Source organism: Desulforamulus putei DSM 12395 (assembly GCF_900129195.1).
In the GTDB taxonomy this organism is placed as follows: Bacteria; Bacillota; Desulfotomaculia; order Desulfotomaculales; family Desulfotomaculaceae; genus Desulfotomaculum; species Desulfotomaculum putei.
On record NZ_FQUY01000018.1, the window covers coordinates 36,264 to 52,783 of the forward strand.

Here is a 16,520-nt window from a genome sequence, read left to right on the forward strand (position 1 = left end):
GTGTTAACGAGTTTTACTCTGTGGTGTGATACTATTAGGTGACTTAATAGATAATCGGAGGTTTATGCATGGCCAAAGTAATCTTGCACCAGGGCAAACAAAAACGCATCACCGGCGGGCATCCCTGGGTTTATAGGACTGAGATTAAGGAAATCATCGGTGATTTTACGCCGGGGGACATCGTGGAAGTCTATGACTTCCGGGACAGGTTTGTGGGCCGAGGCTATATCAATCCGGCCTCCCAAATTACCGTTCGTATCATGACCCGCCATCCCGAAGAGGAAATCAATGAGGAATTTTTCCGCCGCAGAATCCTGGCCGCCTGGGAATACCGTCAGAAAGTGGTGCGGGACAGCAATGCCTGCCGGGTGGTCTTTGGGGAGGCGGATTTCCTGCCTGCCTTGATTGTTGATAAATTCGGGGATTACCTGTCTGTGCAAACCCTGGCCCTTGGCATCGATGTGCATAAAGAAACCATATTTAAGCTATTGAAAGAGATCATCCAGCCCAGGGGGATGTACGAGCGAAATGATGTGTCCGTCCGCAAACTGGAGGGGCTGCCCTTTATCACGGGCTTTATCGGGGAACCCTTTGATCCCAAGGTGGTCATTCACGAAAACGGCATCCGGTTTGTGGTGGATTTGGCAGGGGGGCAGAAGACCGGTTATTTCCTGGACCAGCGGGAAAACCGTATGGCATTGCAGGGGCTGGTGAAGGGAGGCCGGGTGCTGGACTGCTTCTGCCATACCGGTACCTTCTCCATGTATGCCGCCAAATACGGTGCCGGGGAGGTTGTGGGACTGGACATTGCCGCCCCGGCCCTGGAAGTGGCCCGGGTCAATGCCCGGTTAAACGGTTACGGAGATGTTTGTTCCTTTAAGGAGGCCAACAGTTTTGATGAACTGAGGGCCATGGAGAAGGCCGGAGAGAAATTTGACGTGGTGATCCTGGACCCGCCGGCCTTTACCAAATCCCGCCAGGCTGTGGAGGGAGCCGTCCGGGGCTATAAAGAAATCAACCTCCGGGGCATGAAACTGTTGCCGCCGGGAGGTTACTTAATCACCTGCTCCTGCTCCTACCACATGAAGGAGGACATGTTCCTGGATGTCATCCTGGATGCCGCCCGGGACGCCGGCCGCCAGCTGAGGCTGGTGGAACTGCGCCGCCAGGCCAAGGACCATCCGATGCTGCTGGCCTATCCCGAAAGTCATTATTTGAAATGTGTGGTGCTGCAGGTTTGGTAAGTTTTTGGCTTTCAGCCTTCAGCCGTCAGCTATCAGCTTAAATTTGTTCCTTTCATTGAGTTGAAGGATCACACAAACGTAACTACCTCGCCAATTCTGCCCGGGCGATGGAATGGGTATCCAGGGCCTCAAAGCCGAAGCAGCGGTAGATATAGCGCAGCAGGATATCCGCTACTTGGCGGGGTGTTTCCATGGTTTTGGCTTCCATGGGGCTGAAGCCGTAGGGAAGGATGATGTCGGAATAGCTGCACTGGGGACCGGGGGTGTTTTTGTAAAAGTGAAAGAACTTGGGGTCGTCCAGTCCCTTGCCTGCAATGTTTTCCAGGGCCACTTTGGGCACAAACAAGCCCATGTAGCCGGTAAAGCGGTACACTTCCCGGGCCAGTTTGATGGTGCGCAGCAGGGCCACTTGCAGGGCGCGGTAATCCAGAAAATCCAGTGTAAAGGGTTCGCTCGGCCTTTCGATTTTTTTCACACAGGTGGGGATGGTGCAGAAGTAGCAGACAACCCCGGAACGAAGAATTTCCAACCGGTGGTTTTCCCCATCAAAGGCAAAGCCCTCGGGTTCAAAACGTATGATGTGGGGTAAGGTATCCTTCCAGATGCTGCGGGCCATTTTTTTCAGCCGGGAGATGCGTTCCGGCACAAAGAAAGGGTCAATTAATTTTAAGTTTAAAGGGACAGGGCAGCACATAACCTTGAACATGACTTTGTCCTGGTCGCTTTTTTGCAGCTTGCGGTTGATAAAGGCCTTGACCTCGGTTTTATTAAGCCTGCTTTTTTCAAAGAGACGGTCCAGGATGTGCCGGTCTGTTTCGGGAACCGGGTCGGAACCTTCCATATTCCGACGATAAATGCGACCGTCATTGGTGATATGGGGCGGGTAGGTACTTTCAGGAATTTTGACCACCAGCACACCCCGTTTGGCATCCTCTGCTTTGAGGATCAGTTTGGAGGAAAACAGGGGCACCGGGGTAATGTTCCCCTGGCAGATATTGCGAAAGCGATCCTTGGGGTCGTTGGAGATGTCGATACCCGGAAAGGATGTGGGGACATTCCTAGGGTTCCGCGCATCCGCCCCGATGATGAGCCAGCCCCCGAAGGTATTGGCAAAACTGGCTACAATTTTGGCCAGGTGCCTGGGAAAATCTTCCTTGTATTCCACATAGAGCCCTTCCGGGGTTTCTTCCTCAATTAGTTTATGAAGGTCTGCCTCTTCCAGTTGCTCCAGGGGTTTTCCGAAGGGATTAATCATAGCTTCCACCACGCGAATTTTTTATTATTCTATCATATTTTTGCCAATTTCTTAACAGAAAAGCCATCACCCTGGCCGGGTGGCGGCTTTTCATATTTATTTCCTCATTTTCAGGATGGCATTTTTGGCGCCGGAGCCGACCATGCTTAAAAAACCGGTGTGATTGGCCAGCACTTCCTCCAGGGCGTTCAACACACGGTCTATTTGTTCCCTGGAAACAATGAGGGGCGGTTCCAAGCGGATGACATTGGGGTTGTTCAAGGTGTAGGCGGTTATAATCCGGTGTTTATTGAACAGTTCCCCGGCCACCAAGCTGCCCATGTATTCCTGGGCCAGCTTATTCACCACATTCATGGTAAACTTGAAGGAATATTTTTTGCCGTCGGATGCCGGTTGTTGAAATTCCAGTCCGATCATGAGGCCGCGTCCCCGCACATCTTTCAGCAGGGGGTATTTTTCTTTCAGCTTTCTTAACTGAGCAATTAAGTAGTCGCCCTTTTCCTTTGCCTGTCGGCATAAATCGTGCTTTATTATAATCTCGATGGTTTTGAGAGCCGCGGCACAGGCCGCTGTATTGCCGCCAAAGGTTGAGGTATGGAGGAGGGCTTTCTCCATGGTCCCATAGGCCTTACGCCACAGTTCATCGCTGGTTATATAAGCTCCCGTGGGCATTACACCGCCGCCTAGGGATTTGGCCAAACAGAGAATGTCCGGTACCAGGTCTTCCGCCTCACAGGCGAAAAATGTCCCGGTACGGCCAAAGCCGGTTTGTACCTCGTCGGCGATCAGCAGGGTACCGTACTGGGCACAGAGCTTCTTGGCCCTGGCTAAATAGCCCGCCGGCGGTTCGATGATGCCCCCTTCCCCCTGTACGGGCTCCACGATAAAAGCGGCTGCTTCTCTGGAGGAAAGCTGCTGCTGCAAGGCAGTCAGGTCGCCGTAGGGAACCCCTGCACATTGGCTGATCAGGGGCTTAAAGGGGGCTTGATACTTGTCACGGCCGGTCACCGAGAGGGCCCCGAAGGTTTTGCCATGGAAGGAATTATGACAATAAATAAACTTTTGCCTGCCGGTGGCGATTCTGGCCAGCTTCAGGGCGCCTTCCACCGCTTCCGCCCCGCTGTTGCAGAAAAAGCTCCGCTGCAGGTTGCCCGGGGCCAGGTGAGCCAGGTTATGGGCCAGGGCTGCGGCAACACCGTTCATGGAGGCTTGCAGCAAATTGGGCCAGGACTGAACCCTTTGTAATGCCGTTAAAAGTTCCGGGTGGTTATGTCCTAAATTGAGGGCGCCGTAAGCGCCTAAGAAATCCAGGTATTCGTTGCCCCGGGCATCGTAAACCGACACACCGGAGGCGGCGACAAATTGAGTATCAAAGTTAATCAGACTGAGCAGTGTAACCAGACTGGCATTCAGGTACCGGCTGTGCAGGTCCTTTACCTGATTTTGCTGCAGTTCCAGGGCCTGCTCAAGGTGGATAAGGTTACAGCAGCCACAGGAACAGTGGTGGTGGGACAAGGGCGTACACCTCCCAAAATTTTTTCTTACCAATAAAGTATGTGGACTGGCCCAACAAATGACAGTTTTATTTAACGGGTGGGCGTTTGCTATAAAATCTTTGACCTTGACAGGAAACGGGCTGTTCAGTAAAATAAATATATCTGTAAAGTGAAAGTCCTTTATACCTCAATAAGGGGGACTGCGCTTTGAAGGAGTTCCATAAGATAAATCTTCTCTATGATTTTTACGGCAGCCTGTTGACCGAAAGGCAGCAAAATTTTATTGAGTTATATTACGGGGAAGATTTGTCTCTGGGCGAAATTGCGGAACAGTTTGATGTGACACGCCAGGCTGTACACGATACCCTAAAAAGGGCGGAACAGATCCTGGAGAATTATGAAGAAAAGCTGGGTTTGGTTGGTAAATTCAGCCAGGAGTACAGGTCCATTGAAGAGGCTTTAAACTTCCTACAGCGTTATCAGGCCGGTCAAGAACCCGATGGGTTGGACAAATCCATAGAGATATTACAATCTATCCTAAGAAACCGGCAGGAGTTTTAATGTTTAGCTTTTTTCTCAGGAACCTTTCAACAGACTGAGGAAAGGAGGCGTCTGGTATGTTTAAAGGCTTAGGGGAACGCCTGGATGAAATCTTCAAATCGTTAAAGGGTAAAGGACGCCTTACGGAAGACGATGTTAACCAGGCCATGCGGGAAGTAAAAATGGCCCTTCTGGAAGCGGATGTCAACTTCAAGGTTGTGAAAGAATTTGTTGCCCAGGTCAAGCAACGGGCCGTGGGTCAGGATGTATTGGAAAGCCTCAGCCCGGCCCAGCAGGTTATTAAGATTGTTAAGGACGAGCTGACAGAGCTTTTAGGCGGGACCCAGGCTAAAATCAATTTATCTCCCAAACCGCCCACCGTCATCATGCTGGTGGGTTTGCAGGGGGCCGGTAAAACCACCACCGCCGGTAAGCTGGCCAAGCTTTTAAGCAAGCAGGGCCGCCGCCCGCTGCTGGTGGCAGCCGATATTTACCGCCCCGCAGCCATTAAGCAGTTACAGGTACTGGGGGAACAGCTGAAAATCCCTGTCTTCAGCATGGGACAGGAAAATCCGGTTAAAATTGCCCGGGCAGCGGTGGAACACGCCGACAGTACCGGCAAGGATGTAGTGATTATCGATACCGCCGGCCGTCTTCACATTAATGAGGAATTAATGGGCGAACTGGCCGATATGAAAGCATCCGTCAAGCCCCACGAGATCCTGCTGGTGGTGGATGCCATGACCGGTCAGGAAGCGGTTAATGTGGCGGATACCTTTAACCAAAAGCTGGGCCTGGATGGCATCATCATGACCAAGCTGGACGGTGATGCCAGGGGTGGGGCCGCCCTGTCAGTCCGCAAGGTAACCGGTACACCCATTAAATTTGCCGGTATGGGTGAGAAGCTGGATGCTCTGGAACCCTTCCACCCGGACAGAATGGCGGATCGTATTCTGGGCATGGGCGATGTATTAACGCTGATTGAAAAGGCCCAGGCCAACTTTGACGCCGAACAGGCCGCCAAACTGAACAAGAAAATCCGCCAGGCTGATTTCAACCTGGAAGATTTTCTGGAGCAACTGCAGCAGGTTAAGAAATTAGGCCCCCTGGAGCAGATTCTCAGCATGATTCCCGGCATGAGCAAATTGACCAAGCAGCTGAAGGATCAACAATTGGACGGGAAAGAACTGGCCCAGGTGGAGGCCATCATTTATTCCATGACACCCTGGGAACGCCGGCACCCGGAAAAAATTGACGGCAGCCGCAAAAAACGGATTGCCCGGGGCAGCGGCACCCGGGTGCAGGATGTCAACCAGCTGCTGAAACAGTTCGAACAAACCCGAAAAATGATGAAACAGATCTCCAATATGACCAAAGGTGGCAAGAAAAGCAAAATTAAATTGCCTTTCTTTCAATAATGCTTTTTAAACCTGTCTAAGGAGGTGAAATGCAAAAGTGGCTGTTAAAATCCGCCTGAGACGTATGGGGGCCAAGAAAAACCCCTTTTACCGTATAGTGGTGGCCGATTCCCGTTCCCCGCGTGACGGCCGTTTCATTGAGGAAATCGGGTACTATGATCCCGTCAAGCAACCCGCTGAGGTAAAAATTGACGAGGCCAAAGCCCAGGACTGGCTGAAGAAAGGCGCTCAGCTTTCCGATACCGCCAAGTCCCTGTTTATAAAAGCCGGTATTATCCCGGGCCGGGCCAAAACCAATGAGGCCTAAGGTTCACAGGGGAGGTCCAGAGCTGTGAAAGAACTTGTGGAAATTCTGGCCAAAGCCCTGGTAGACCAACCGGACAAAGTGGAAGTAACCATGGTGGAAAAGGAAAGATCTGTGGTTATCGAGCTCAGAGTGGCCCCTGAGGACATGGGAAAAGTGATTGGCAAACAAGGGCGTATCGCCCGGGCCATCCGTTCGGTGGTTAAGGCTGCGGCAACCAAGCAGCGTAAGAAAGTGGTCGTTGAAATTATTTAAACCGGCACAAAATTCCGGTCAGGCAAAGGGGGCGTAAAGCCTCCTTTGCTATCCTGTAGGGGGTCGGTTGTTTGCTAACCATTACTCGCCCTGTTATGGTGAAAGTCCGTGTGACGGACAACTACAAAAAAAGCCTGGCCATGGAACTCCGGCAAACCGTTGCCAAGCTGGAGTTGGAGCTGCAGCAGATTGAGTACCAAACTCGTAAACTGCAGGAAATAGCGAAGAAAAATCCCGGTGCAGCAGAGGCCGCCCTAGCGCAATGGGAACAGGAGAAACAAAAGCGCCTGGATACCAGGCTGAAGCTACTGGATAAAATAAAAGAAGTAGGTAAACTGGAAAACGGTTCCGAGGTGCTGCAGGGCAAGGTAGAGAGCTTTGTGCAGGTACAAGTGGGCGATGATTGGAACCGCTTGATGAGCGCTGAAATTATTCTGGTAGACGGCAAGGTGGCAGAAATCAGAGGTTCGTAAGCCGGAGGAATAACCGTGACGGAACAATACATTACAGTGGGGGAAATTGTCAACACCCAGGGGGTCCGGGGAGAGGTCAGAGTCCTGCCCACTACGGATTTTCCCGAGCGTTTTGCAAAAAATAAAAAGATAACCCTTTTTCTTAAAAATCAACGCCGTAACTTAACCATTGAAAAGGTTTGGCCCCATAAGCAGTTTATCATTATTAAATTCGCCGAGATCCCGGACATGACCGCCGCGGAGAAACTAAAGGGCGGGCTGCTGCAGGTGACGACTGAAGAATTAACGCCCTTGCCCGAGGATAGTTACTATATTTTCCAGATTGTGGGCTTAACGGTTATTGACGAGAAAGGTCAGGAGCTGGGCAAGGTGGTTCAAGTATTACAGACCGGGGCCAACGACGTTTATGTGGTCAAGAGAGAACAAGGTAAAGATATTTTAATTCCTGCCTTAAAATCTGTGGTAAAGAAAATCGATGTTCCCGGCGGCAAGATGGAAGTGGAACTTCCCGAAGGATTACTCTAAAAAAGGTGAAGCCATGAAAATTGATATCCTGACACTCTTCCCGGAAATGTTTGAGGGTCCCTTCAGTCACAGTATTTTGAAGCGGGCCCGGGAAAAAAAGCTCCTGCAGATCAATACCATTAATATCCGTGACTTTTCCCGCAACAAACACCATACGGTGGACGATACCCCCTATGGCGGCGGCGCGGGCATGGTCATGGGTCCGGAACCCCTGTTTGAGTGTTTTGATCACCTGGAAAAAATCTATGGCGGTAAGCCGGAGCGGGTCATCATGATGTGTCCCCAGGGAGAGCCCTTCAGTCAGGCCTATGCCAGGGAACTGGCCCGGGAAGAACACCTGGTGATCGTGTGTGGTCACTACGAAGGGATTGATGAAAGGGTCCGGGAAGCGCTGGTCACCGATGAGATCTCCATTGGGGATTATGTCCTGACCGGCGGTGAACTGCCGGCCATGGTGGTGGTGGATGCCGTGGCCAGGATGATACCCGGGGTCCTAGGTGAAGCGGCCAGCGCCGAGGAAGATTCCTTTTATCATGGCTTACTGGAATATCCCCACTATACCAAGCCCAGGTCATACCGGGGCTATGAGGTGCCGGAGATTCTGTTGTCTGGCCACCATGAAAACATCCGCAAGTGGCGCAGGCGCCAATCTCTTTTACGGACCCTGGAGCGCCGGCCGGAATTGCTGCAAGAAGTGGAATTAACCAAAGAGGATAAGAAGGTTTTATCAGAATTACTGAATCTTCTGCAGTCACTGGATTTGACTTAGATTTGCCACAAATTCTTGCCAGCTTGGGAAGTATATGATACAATTTTTTATGTGTGTATTACGGGCGGTCCGCTGCCTTCGGGAAAAGGTACGAACGCCTAGGCGAGGAAGGGGGTACAGCAAATGAACCTCATTCAATCTTTGGAACAAGAACAAATTAGGAAGGACATCCCTTCATTCAGACCCGGCGACACCGTTAAAGTGAATTACAAGGTTATTGAAGGTAACCGTGAACGTATTCAGGTGTTTGAAGGTATTGTGATTCGCCGCCGTGGCGGTGGCCTGAGCGAGACCTTTACCGTCCGCCGTGTCTCTTATGGCGTTGGTGTAGAGAGAACTTTCCCCCTACACTCTCCCAAGATTGACAGCATTGAAGTGGTTCGTCGCGGTAAAGTGCGGAGGGCCAGACTTTACTACCTGCGTGCTCTGCGTGGTAAGAAAGCCCGTATTAAAGAACTTACCACTCACTAAACCGGAGGGGACTGGCTTACAGTCCCTTTTCGGCTTTTGGGAGGAATATTCAATGGAGCAGTTGGATTCTCAGCAGGAAATGCAAACTGAAACCAAGCCTAAAAAGTCGGCCCTGCGGGAAATGCTGGAATCGATTGTTATAGCGGTATTGCTGGCCGCTGTCATCCGGCTTTTTATTCTGGAACCCTTTTATATTCCATCTGGCTCCATGGAGCCTACCTTGCTGATCGGTGATAGAATTATTGTAAGTAAAGTTACGTATCACCTGAGAGATCCCCGGCCCGGTGATATTGTGGTATTTAAATTCCCGCTGGACCCCAGCCGCAATTTTGTCAAAAGGCTGATCGCCAGGGGTGGAGATACTGTAGAAATCAAAGACAGTGTTCTCTATATCAACAATAAGCCCGTTCAGGAGCCTTATTTACCAAAGGGGCTGACATTTCAAGATTACGGGCCCAAAACCGTTCCCCCGGGTCACTACTTTATGATGGGTGACAACAGAAACAACAGTGACGACAGCAGGGTTTGGGGCTTCCTGGATGAGGATTTAATTGTAGGTAAGGCGGAAGTGATTTACTGGCCCCTGAACCGCATCGGTTTGGTAAAATAATTTTTTTAGCGCAAGCTTTCGTAGAGGCCGTTTCCGGGTAAACTCTTACGGAAGCTTTTTTCACATGGAGGTACCGTAAGTGGATATTCAAATACAATGGTTTCCCGGGCATATGGCAAAGGCCAGGCGCCAGGTGCAAGGGGTTTTAAAGCTGGTTGACGTGGCCATTGAATTGTTGGATGCCCGTATTCCGGTCAGCAGTGGTAATCCCATGATTAATCAGATCCTGGAAAAAAAACCAAGATTGGTGATACTAAATAAAAGTGACCTAGCAGATCCGGCCTTGACCAAGCAGTGGCTAAAGGTCCTGGAACGCCCCTGGGTGAAGGCTGTAGCGGTGGACACCATCAAAGGGGAGGGGCTTAAAGAAGTTCCCAGGGCGGCAGCGGCGCTGGCGGCCGAGCAAATGGCCAAACTGGCGGCCAGGGGACGGCGCCCTAGGGCCATCCGCTGTATGGTGCTGGGGATTCCCAATGTGGGGAAGTCTTCCTTTATCAACCGCCTGGTGGGCAGGAAGGCAGCCAAAACCGGCGACTTACCGGGGGTCACCAAGGGCCAGCAGTGGATCAGGACCGAAGGGTCCCTGGAATTATTGGATACTCCGGGTATCCTGTGGCCGAAATTTGAAGATCCCGAGGTGGGCTACAAGTTGGCTGTTACCGGGGCCATCAAAGAACAGGTCTTTGATGTTTATGAAGTGGCCTTGAAGCTTCTCCGCTGGTTGGCAGAACATAATCCGGATAAAGTAAAGGAAAGATATAAGCTGCCTGAACTTTCACAGGATATTCCAAAGCTGTTATCCGATATAGGAGCCCGCCGGGGGATGCTGGTGTCCGGCGGGGTGGTGGACGAACAAAAGGCAGCCCAACTGATTTTAAAGGAGTTCAGGGAGGGCACCCTGGGCAGGTATACCCTTGATGTGCCCCCGGCCAATGAATAAAAGAGATTCAAAAAGAAGGAATGATTCCCCTGGAATCGAATATTTCAGGGGGATTTATTTGTTGACTTTTCTGGTTGTCTGTATCAGAAAATGAGAGGTAGTATTTTATGGTTTCTTTGGCATTGGAGCAAAAGTTGTGGGACAGGGGAATTGAACTGGTTGCCTTCTGTGATGAGGTTGGCAGAGGTCCGCTGCTGGGCAGTGTTGTGGCTGCGGCGGTCATTTTGCCTGTGGCCCTGTGTATAGAAGGGGTTGACGATTCAAAGAAACTCTCTGTTAAAAAGAGAGAAGCTTTACATGACATCATTTACGAACATGCCCTGGCGGTAGGCATCGGAGAGGTTGACAACCGGCACATCGATAAAATAAATATCCGGCAGGCCAGCAGGTTGGCCATGAAAAAAGCGGTATTGAACTTGCAGAACAAACAGGGAGCGCCTGTCAGGCCTGATTACCTGCTAATTGACGGACGAGAAACCATTGACTTGGACATACCCCAGGAAGGCATTATCCACGGGGATGCCATTTCCCATGGGATTGCCGCCGCCTCGATTCTGGCCAAGGTCTTCCGGGACCGGAGATGTTTGGAATGGGATAACCGTTATCCTGACTATGGGATTGCCAGCCATAAAGGCTATTGTACCAGGGCTCACGTGGACGCCCTGTTAAAACTGGGTCCCACCCCCATTCACCGGATAACCTTTTTAAAAAAGATAATCGCAAAGGCCACTGTTGAGCAGCAGGTTCTGTTTAAATAAATATTCGAAATGTACAGGTGTGGTAAGAATCCCACCTGTTTTCTTTTTGCAGGTGTGATTTAAATCACACCCTTTTCGTAACCCTCATCACTTACAGTCAAATCTTACTTTTGCAAAGTATGTCTAGGTAATTAAGTTAGTTGAGATAGTTAAAAAATTAAGTTAAGTTAATGTTCAAGATACTAAAAATACAAAAAAATCAGAATTAATAGAATTTAAAGTCGGGTGAGCGACAGAACATATGAAAGTTAATGCTTTAACATCGTTAATAGTTAGGGCTTGCTGTGTAAACGGACTGGTGTTCTTTAATGGAACAGATAAAAGACCACCTGTTTTTGTAACCTGTTACAACTTGGAACGACCAGATTTTTTGGAATAAATATTGGGTATCTTATCCTATAGGTAAAATCAAAAAAATTCGTAAGAGTGATGTTGGCGAAGTAATTGCATCTTAAGTTAAAAGTTATTATCTTGTCATTTCTTTTCGATACAATTACTCATCATAGAAGTATTTGATTATTTTTATTATTCATCATTTTAATAAACACGAAAGGAGAGGATACTTTGTCAGAGTGGGTAGGCGTTGCCCTGTTTATGGTGGTGGGTATTGTTTTTGGCGCAGGAGGACTTTTAACCAGCTTTTTGATTCACCCCCGGAGCAAAAACAGGTTTAAGTTAGAAACTTACGAGTGCGGTTTGCCAACGCAAGGAGCCTCCTGGGTGCAGTTTAAGACTCAATATTTTACCTATGCCTTAATGTTTGTCATCTTCGACGTGGAAGTGATTTACCTGTATCCATGGGCAGTGAGTTTTGAAAACCTGGGATTTGCCGGTCTTATTAAAATGTTTATCTTTATTTTTATTCTTGTTTTAGGTCTCTGGTACGCCTGGAAGGAAGGTGCCCTTGAATGGAGATAAAAGATCAAGACAAAACGGTAGACGTTCCTGTTAAGGATGAGATGTACGAGGAAACGGTAAAACGGTTAAAAAAATTAGGCGCCGAACCCGCAGTCATCGGAGAGGTTACCAAAGTGGTTTCCGTGGGTCCCCTGGAAAAACTGCTCAACCTGGCCAGGGCCAACTCCCTCTGGCCCATGGGATTCGGTTTGGCCTGCTGCGCCATTGAAGGTTTGATGGCTGCCAATATGGCCCGGTTTGATTTATCCAGATTCGGCTATGAGGTGATGCGGGCATCCCCGCGCCAGGCCGATGTGATGCTGGTTTGCGGTACCGTAACCAAGAAGGCCGCCCCTTTTGTGGTCCGACTGTACGAACAGATGGCCGAACCCAAGTATGTGATTGCCATGGGCAGCTGCGCCATTTCCGGCGGCCCCTTTGTGGATTCCTACCATGTGGTCCCCGGTGTGGATAAATTGATTCCGGTGGATGTATACCTGCCCGGCTGTCCCCCCAGGCCCGATGCGGTCATTCATGCCTTCATGAAATTAAAGGAGAAAATTATTAATCCTGAGGTGGTGAATCGCCAATGACCCGCCAACCACTTGCGGATGTGATCGGGGAACTTGCTTCAAAATATCCGGGGATCGAGGTTTCCGAACAGGGTTACCTGACAGTACCGCTGGAAACCCTGGTGGAGTTTATGCGGGACCTGAAAGAAAACTATGGTTTTAACTTTCTTACCAATGTTACCGCAGTGGACTACCTCGAATATTTTGAGATGGTTTATGACGTAAGCGTCGTGGGGGAACCGGACATGATCCATATTAAATGCAGAGTGGACCGGCATCATCCCGTGGTCCCCTCCATGGTTCCCATCTGGGGCGGGGCCATCTGGCAGGAACGGGAGGTTTATGACTTGCTGGGCATTACCTTTCAGGATCATCCTGATCTTAGGAGGATTTTACTGGACGATAACTGGGAAGGTCACCCGCTGCGCAAGGACTACCGGTATGAAGGCGGCAGGGAATAAACGGTGGGAGAGAGGTGATGGGCTTTGACCATTAAGACCGAAGAATTTCTGTTAAACCTGGGTCCCCAGCACCCCAGTACCCACGGGGTGTTCAGGATTGTCTTAACCCTGGACGGCGAAACTGTGGTAAAGGCGGTGCCGGTGCCGGGTTATTTGCACAGGGGCATTGAAAAGATCGCCGAGTCCCGGACCTATACTCAGGTAATTCCTTACACTGACCGCCTGGATTACCTGGCCGGCATGCTGATGAACTGGGGCTATGTTATCGCGGTGGAAAAGTTAATGGGCGTGGAAGTGCCGGAGCGGGCCGAATATATCCGGGTCATCGTCGGAGAGCTGGCCAGGATCGCCAGTCACCTGGTGGCCACCGGCGCCTATGCCGCCGATATCGGGGGACTGACCGGATTTATTTATACCTTCCGGGACCGGGAAGAGATCATGGACCTGTTCGAAATGATCAGCGGCGCCCGGTTGACCCCCAGCTACATGCGCATCGGCGGCGTGGCCTATGATATTCCGGAGGGTTTTATCGAGAAATGCCGCAAGTTTCTTGATGATTTTCCTAAGGCCATTGAGGAATATAACGGGTTAATTACCGGCAACGAGATCTTTCAGGCCAGAACTAAGAACGTAGCCATTTTACCGGCAGAGAAGGCCATTGATATGAGTCTGTCCGGTCCGGTCCTGCGGGCTTCGGGGGTCAACTACGATCTCCGCAAGGCCAGACCCTACAGTGTGTACGACCGTTTTGAGTTTGAAGTCCCCATGGGCGCCAAAGGTGACTGTTTTGATCGTTATTACGTCCGCATTTTAGAGATGGAGCAGTCGGCTAAAATCATTCGTCAAGCCCTGGACCAATTGCCCGAGGGACCCATTAAGGGAAAGGTCCCCAAGGTGATTAAACCGCCTAGGGGTGAGGCCTATGCGGAGATTGAAAGTTCCAAGGGGATTATGGGAACCTATGTGGTCAGCGACGGCAGCACCCAACCCTACCGGGTGCACTTCCGCCGCCCGTCCTTTGTAAATTTAGGCTACTTGGATGAAATGCTCAAGGGATGGAAAATTGCCGATGTGATCGCCATCCTGGGCAGCATTGACATCGTTTTGGGTGAAGTAGACGCGTAGAAAGTGGGGAGTGAGGCAGCGTGGAGAACCTCTTTGTGAATATGGCCAGCGGGATGCGTTCCCTGCTGGCATCCGCCGGCCTACCCGATACGGCAACGGATTTTATCCTGATGTTTTTAAAACTGGGTGCCATTCTGGTATACATTTTGATCAGCGCCCTCTGGCTGGTGTATATGGAAAGAAAGGTATCCGCTTACATGCAGTGCCGCATCGGTCCCAACCGGGTGGGCCCGCTGGGATTGTTACAGACCACGGCGGATATAGGAAAATTAATCAGTAAGGAGATCATTATACCCCGGTGTGCGGATAAAAAACTGTTTTTATTGGGTCCCATTTTAATTTTTATGCCGCCCCTGGCGGTCTTTGCGGTGGCTCCCTTTGGCAAAGACATGGTGGCCATCGATATGAATATCGGTGTTTACTATTTCCTGGCCGTAGCCTCCCTGTCCACCGTTATTGTGTGGATGTCCGGTTGGGCCTCCAACAATAAATACTCCCTCATCGGCGGTATGCGGGTGGTGGCCCAGATGGTCAGTTATGAAATGCCTTTGATTCTATCCATCGTAGGGGTTATCATCCTTACCGGGACCTTGAACATGAGTGAAATCATCCGGGCCCAGGAAAACGTCTGGTTTATCTTCTTGCAACCCTTGGGATTTTTAATTTATTTAATTGCCGGTGTAGCAGAAACCAACCGGGCCCCCTTTGACCTGGTGGAAGGGGAGTCGGAAATCATTTGCGGCCCCTTTACCGAGTACAGCGGGATGGGGTTTGCCATGTTTTTCCTGGCGGAATATGCCAACGTGGTTCTGGTATCCGTCATGGCCACCACGCTGTTTTTGGGCGGCTGGCACGCACCCTTTGGTCTTACCTTTATTCCCTCCTGGATCTGGTTCCTGCTCAAGGTCTACGTCATGATTTTCCTGTTCATGTGGTTCCGCTGGACCTACCCCCGTGTCCGGGTAGACCAGTTGATGGAATTTGGCTGGAAGGTACTGGTGCCCCTCTCCATCGCCAATATTTTTGTAACCGGCATCGGTAAATACCTGTACCAGACCATAAGGTGGTGATCTAGCACATGGCAAAAGGACTTATTAAAGGACTGGGAATCACGTTAAACCGCTTTTTCAAACCCAAGGTGACGGTGCAGTACCCGGAGGAACGTCTGCCCCTGCCGGACCGCTTCTACGGCAGGCCGGAATTCTATTACGACAAATGTATTGCCTGCAACATGTGCGTAAATGCCTGCCCCAACCGGGTGATAAAGCTGGAAACCGAGACGGTGGATAAGAAGAAAGTGGTCACCAAATACGATTTTGACCAGCAGTACTGCCTGTTTTGCGGGCTCTGTCAGGAGGCCTGCCCCAAAGACGCCATCAAATTTTCCAAAGACTTTGAGCTAACCCGGTATCACCGCCCTGATATTAAAATTGAGTTCGTGAAGCCAGAAATGGTAGAGAGAAAGAAAGCGGAAATTAAAAAGGCCGCCGCTGAAAAGGCCGCTGCCGAGGCGGCCAAAGCCAGGGAACAAGAGGAGCAAAACCCGGCAGCAGGCAAGGAGGGGAGTTAAGGTGGAAAATATCTATAGTTATATTGCCTTTGTACTGCTCAGCGGCATGATTTTGGGTTCCGCTCTGCTGGTGGTCACCTTGAAGAACCTGGTTCACAGCGTGCTCTGGCTGATTGTTGCCTTTATTGGGGTGGCGGGGATCTTTCTCCTGCTCAATGCGGATTTTGTGGCGGCGGTTCAGGTGCTGGTTTATGCCGGTGCCGTTTGTATTATGATTGTCTTTGGCGTTATGCTGGTACAGCGAATCGACATGGCGAACTCCAACCCGGTAAACCGGCGTTTTAAAATTGCCGCTCCTGTGGTAGGGGGACTGTTTATCGTCATAGGACTGCTTACCGCCAGGGCCCAGTGGGTGGCGGCCGGTAAGGAAGTACCGACGCAAACGGTGCAGAACCTGGCCCCCATTTTATTGCAGGATTTTGTCATTCCCTTTGAAGTGGCGGCTATTTTACTGACCGTGGCTCTAACAGGCGCCCTGGTGCTGGTGAAGGAGGTAAAATCAAATGGCGACAGGTCTTAATCCCTCTTATTTTGTCGCCCTCAGTGCGGCGCTCTTTTGCATTGGTTTGTACGGCGCCATTTCCCGTAAAAATGCCATTGCAGTGCTCGTCTCTATAGAATTGATGCTCACAGCGGTCAATATTAACCTGGTGGCCTTTAATAAGTTTCTTACCCCGGAGGCTTTCATCGGACAAATTTTCGCCATCTTTGTCATTACCGTGGCAGCGGCGGAAGTGGGGTTGGGATTGGCCATTGTCATCGCCATTTACCGCAACCGTAAATCGGTTGACCTTGACGATTTTGACTGGATGAAGTGGTAGGGGTGGAAGGTAGGTG

General features: G+C 50.5%; 22 protein-coding genes. 20 read left to right on the forward strand and 2 right to left on the reverse strand.

What is annotated here, in order from left to right; genetic code table 11:
* Positions 1-68 precede the first annotated feature (68 nt).
* Positions 69-1,244, forward strand: a complete 1,176-nt coding sequence (locus BUB67_RS11460; RefSeq protein ID WP_073239567.1) for a class I SAM-dependent rRNA methyltransferase — start codon at positions 69-71, stop codon at positions 1,242-1,244.
* A gap of 82 nt (positions 1,245-1,326) precedes the next feature.
* On the opposite strand, the gene BUB67_RS11465 is transcribed toward BUB67_RS11460, so the two are convergent.
* Entirely contained in the window at positions 1,327-2,499 is a 1,173-nt protein-coding gene (locus tag BUB67_RS11465) for an AlbA family DNA-binding domain-containing protein (RefSeq protein ID WP_073239568.1), read from the reverse strand.
* A 96-nt stretch (positions 2,500-2,595) separates the two neighbouring features.
* On the reverse strand, positions 2,596-4,014 hold the full coding sequence (locus BUB67_RS11470; protein WP_073239569.1) for an aspartate aminotransferase family protein: 1,419 nt from the start codon (positions 4,012-4,014) through the stop codon (positions 2,596-2,598).
* A gap of 188 nt (positions 4,015-4,202) precedes the next feature.
* Between BUB67_RS11470 and ylxM the strand changes: the two genes are divergently transcribed.
* The 19 genes from ylxM to nuoK all read left to right on the forward strand — a co-directional run bounded on the left by ylxM (position 4,203) and on the right by nuoK (position 16,504).
* Positions 4,203-4,556 carry a YlxM family DNA-binding protein gene (ylxM, locus tag BUB67_RS11475; protein WP_073239570.1) on the forward strand — a complete coding sequence of 118 codons (354 nt, stop codon included), beginning with the start codon at positions 4,203-4,205 and terminating at the stop codon, positions 4,554-4,556.
* Between the two features lie 56 nt (positions 4,557-4,612).
* On the forward strand, positions 4,613-5,953 hold the full coding sequence (gene ffh / locus BUB67_RS11480) for a signal recognition particle protein (RefSeq protein WP_073239571.1): 1,341 nt from the start codon (positions 4,613-4,615) through the stop codon (positions 5,951-5,953).
* 37 nt (positions 5,954-5,990) lie between these two features.
* On the forward strand, positions 5,991-6,260 hold the full coding sequence (gene rpsP / locus BUB67_RS11485; protein ID WP_073239572.1) for a 30S ribosomal protein S16: 270 nt from the start codon (positions 5,991-5,993) through the stop codon (positions 6,258-6,260).
* 24 nt (positions 6,261-6,284) lie between these two features.
* Positions 6,285-6,512: a KH domain-containing protein gene (locus tag BUB67_RS11490; RefSeq protein WP_073239573.1), complete on the forward strand. Its 228-nt coding sequence runs from the start codon at positions 6,285-6,287 to the stop codon at positions 6,510-6,512.
* Between the two features lie 71 nt (positions 6,513-6,583).
* Positions 6,584-6,985, forward strand: coding sequence for a YlqD family protein (locus BUB67_RS11495; RefSeq protein ID WP_073239574.1), 402 nt, complete (start codon positions 6,584-6,586; stop codon positions 6,983-6,985).
* 15 nt (positions 6,986-7,000) lie between these two features.
* Positions 7,001-7,510, forward strand: a complete 510-nt coding sequence (rimM, locus tag BUB67_RS11500) for a ribosome maturation factor RimM (protein WP_073239575.1) — start codon at positions 7,001-7,003, stop codon at positions 7,508-7,510.
* A gap of 13 nt (positions 7,511-7,523) precedes the next feature.
* Entirely contained in the window at positions 7,524-8,279 is a 756-nt protein-coding gene (gene trmD / locus BUB67_RS11505; protein ID WP_073239576.1) for a tRNA (guanosine(37)-N1)-methyltransferase TrmD, read from the forward strand.
* A gap of 123 nt (positions 8,280-8,402) precedes the next feature.
* The gene (gene rplS, locus BUB67_RS11510; protein ID WP_073239577.1) at positions 8,403-8,750 is read left to right on the forward strand and encodes a 50S ribosomal protein L19; all 348 of its coding nucleotides are present in this window, start codon (positions 8,403-8,405) and stop codon (positions 8,748-8,750) included.
* Positions 8,751-8,802: 52 nt separating this feature from the next.
* Positions 8,803-9,360, forward strand: a complete 558-nt coding sequence (lepB, locus tag BUB67_RS11515) for a signal peptidase I (RefSeq protein ID WP_073239578.1) — start codon at positions 8,803-8,805, stop codon at positions 9,358-9,360.
* 79 nt (positions 9,361-9,439) lie between these two features.
* Positions 9,440-10,300 carry a ribosome biogenesis GTPase YlqF gene (gene ylqF, locus BUB67_RS11520; RefSeq protein WP_073239579.1) on the forward strand — a complete coding sequence of 287 codons (861 nt, stop codon included), beginning with the start codon at positions 9,440-9,442 and terminating at the stop codon, positions 10,298-10,300.
* Between the two features lie 107 nt (positions 10,301-10,407).
* Positions 10,408-11,058 carry a ribonuclease HII gene (locus BUB67_RS11525; RefSeq protein ID WP_073239580.1) on the forward strand — a complete coding sequence of 217 codons (651 nt, stop codon included), beginning with the start codon at positions 10,408-10,410 and terminating at the stop codon, positions 11,056-11,058.
* A gap of 564 nt (positions 11,059-11,622) precedes the next feature.
* Entirely contained in the window at positions 11,623-11,976 is a 354-nt protein-coding gene (locus tag BUB67_RS11530; protein WP_084127721.1) for an NADH-quinone oxidoreductase subunit A, read from the forward strand.
* A complete protein-coding gene (locus tag BUB67_RS11535) occupies positions 11,967-12,548 on the forward strand; it encodes an NADH-quinone oxidoreductase subunit B (protein ID WP_073239581.1) in 582 nt (193 codons plus the stop codon). Before BUB67_RS11530 ends, BUB67_RS11535 begins: the two co-directional genes overlap by 10 nt.
* On the forward strand, positions 12,545-12,988 hold the full coding sequence (locus BUB67_RS11540; protein ID WP_073239582.1) for an NADH-quinone oxidoreductase subunit C: 444 nt from the start codon (positions 12,545-12,547) through the stop codon (positions 12,986-12,988). The genes BUB67_RS11535 and BUB67_RS11540 overlap by 4 nt, the downstream gene beginning before the upstream one ends.
* 24 nt (positions 12,989-13,012) lie before the next feature.
* Positions 13,013-14,113: an NADH-quinone oxidoreductase subunit D gene (locus tag BUB67_RS11545; protein WP_073239583.1), complete on the forward strand. Its 1,101-nt coding sequence runs from the start codon at positions 13,013-13,015 to the stop codon at positions 14,111-14,113.
* 20 nt (positions 14,114-14,133) lie between these two features.
* Positions 14,134-15,183, forward strand: coding sequence for an NADH-quinone oxidoreductase subunit NuoH (gene nuoH, locus BUB67_RS11550; protein ID WP_073239584.1), 1,050 nt, complete (start codon positions 14,134-14,136; stop codon positions 15,181-15,183).
* Between the two features lie 8 nt (positions 15,184-15,191).
* Positions 15,192-15,683, forward strand: a complete 492-nt coding sequence (locus BUB67_RS11555; RefSeq protein WP_073239585.1) for a NuoI/complex I 23 kDa subunit family protein — start codon at positions 15,192-15,194, stop codon at positions 15,681-15,683.
* A 1-nt stretch (position 15,684) separates the two neighbouring features.
* Entirely contained in the window at positions 15,685-16,203 is a 519-nt protein-coding gene (locus BUB67_RS11560) for an NADH-quinone oxidoreductase subunit J family protein (protein WP_073239586.1), read from the forward strand.
* On the forward strand, positions 16,187-16,504 hold the full coding sequence (nuoK, locus tag BUB67_RS11565) for an NADH-quinone oxidoreductase subunit NuoK (protein WP_073239587.1): 318 nt from the start codon (positions 16,187-16,189) through the stop codon (positions 16,502-16,504). The genes BUB67_RS11560 and nuoK overlap by 17 nt, the downstream gene beginning before the upstream one ends.
* Positions 16,505-16,520: the final 16 nt, after the last annotated feature.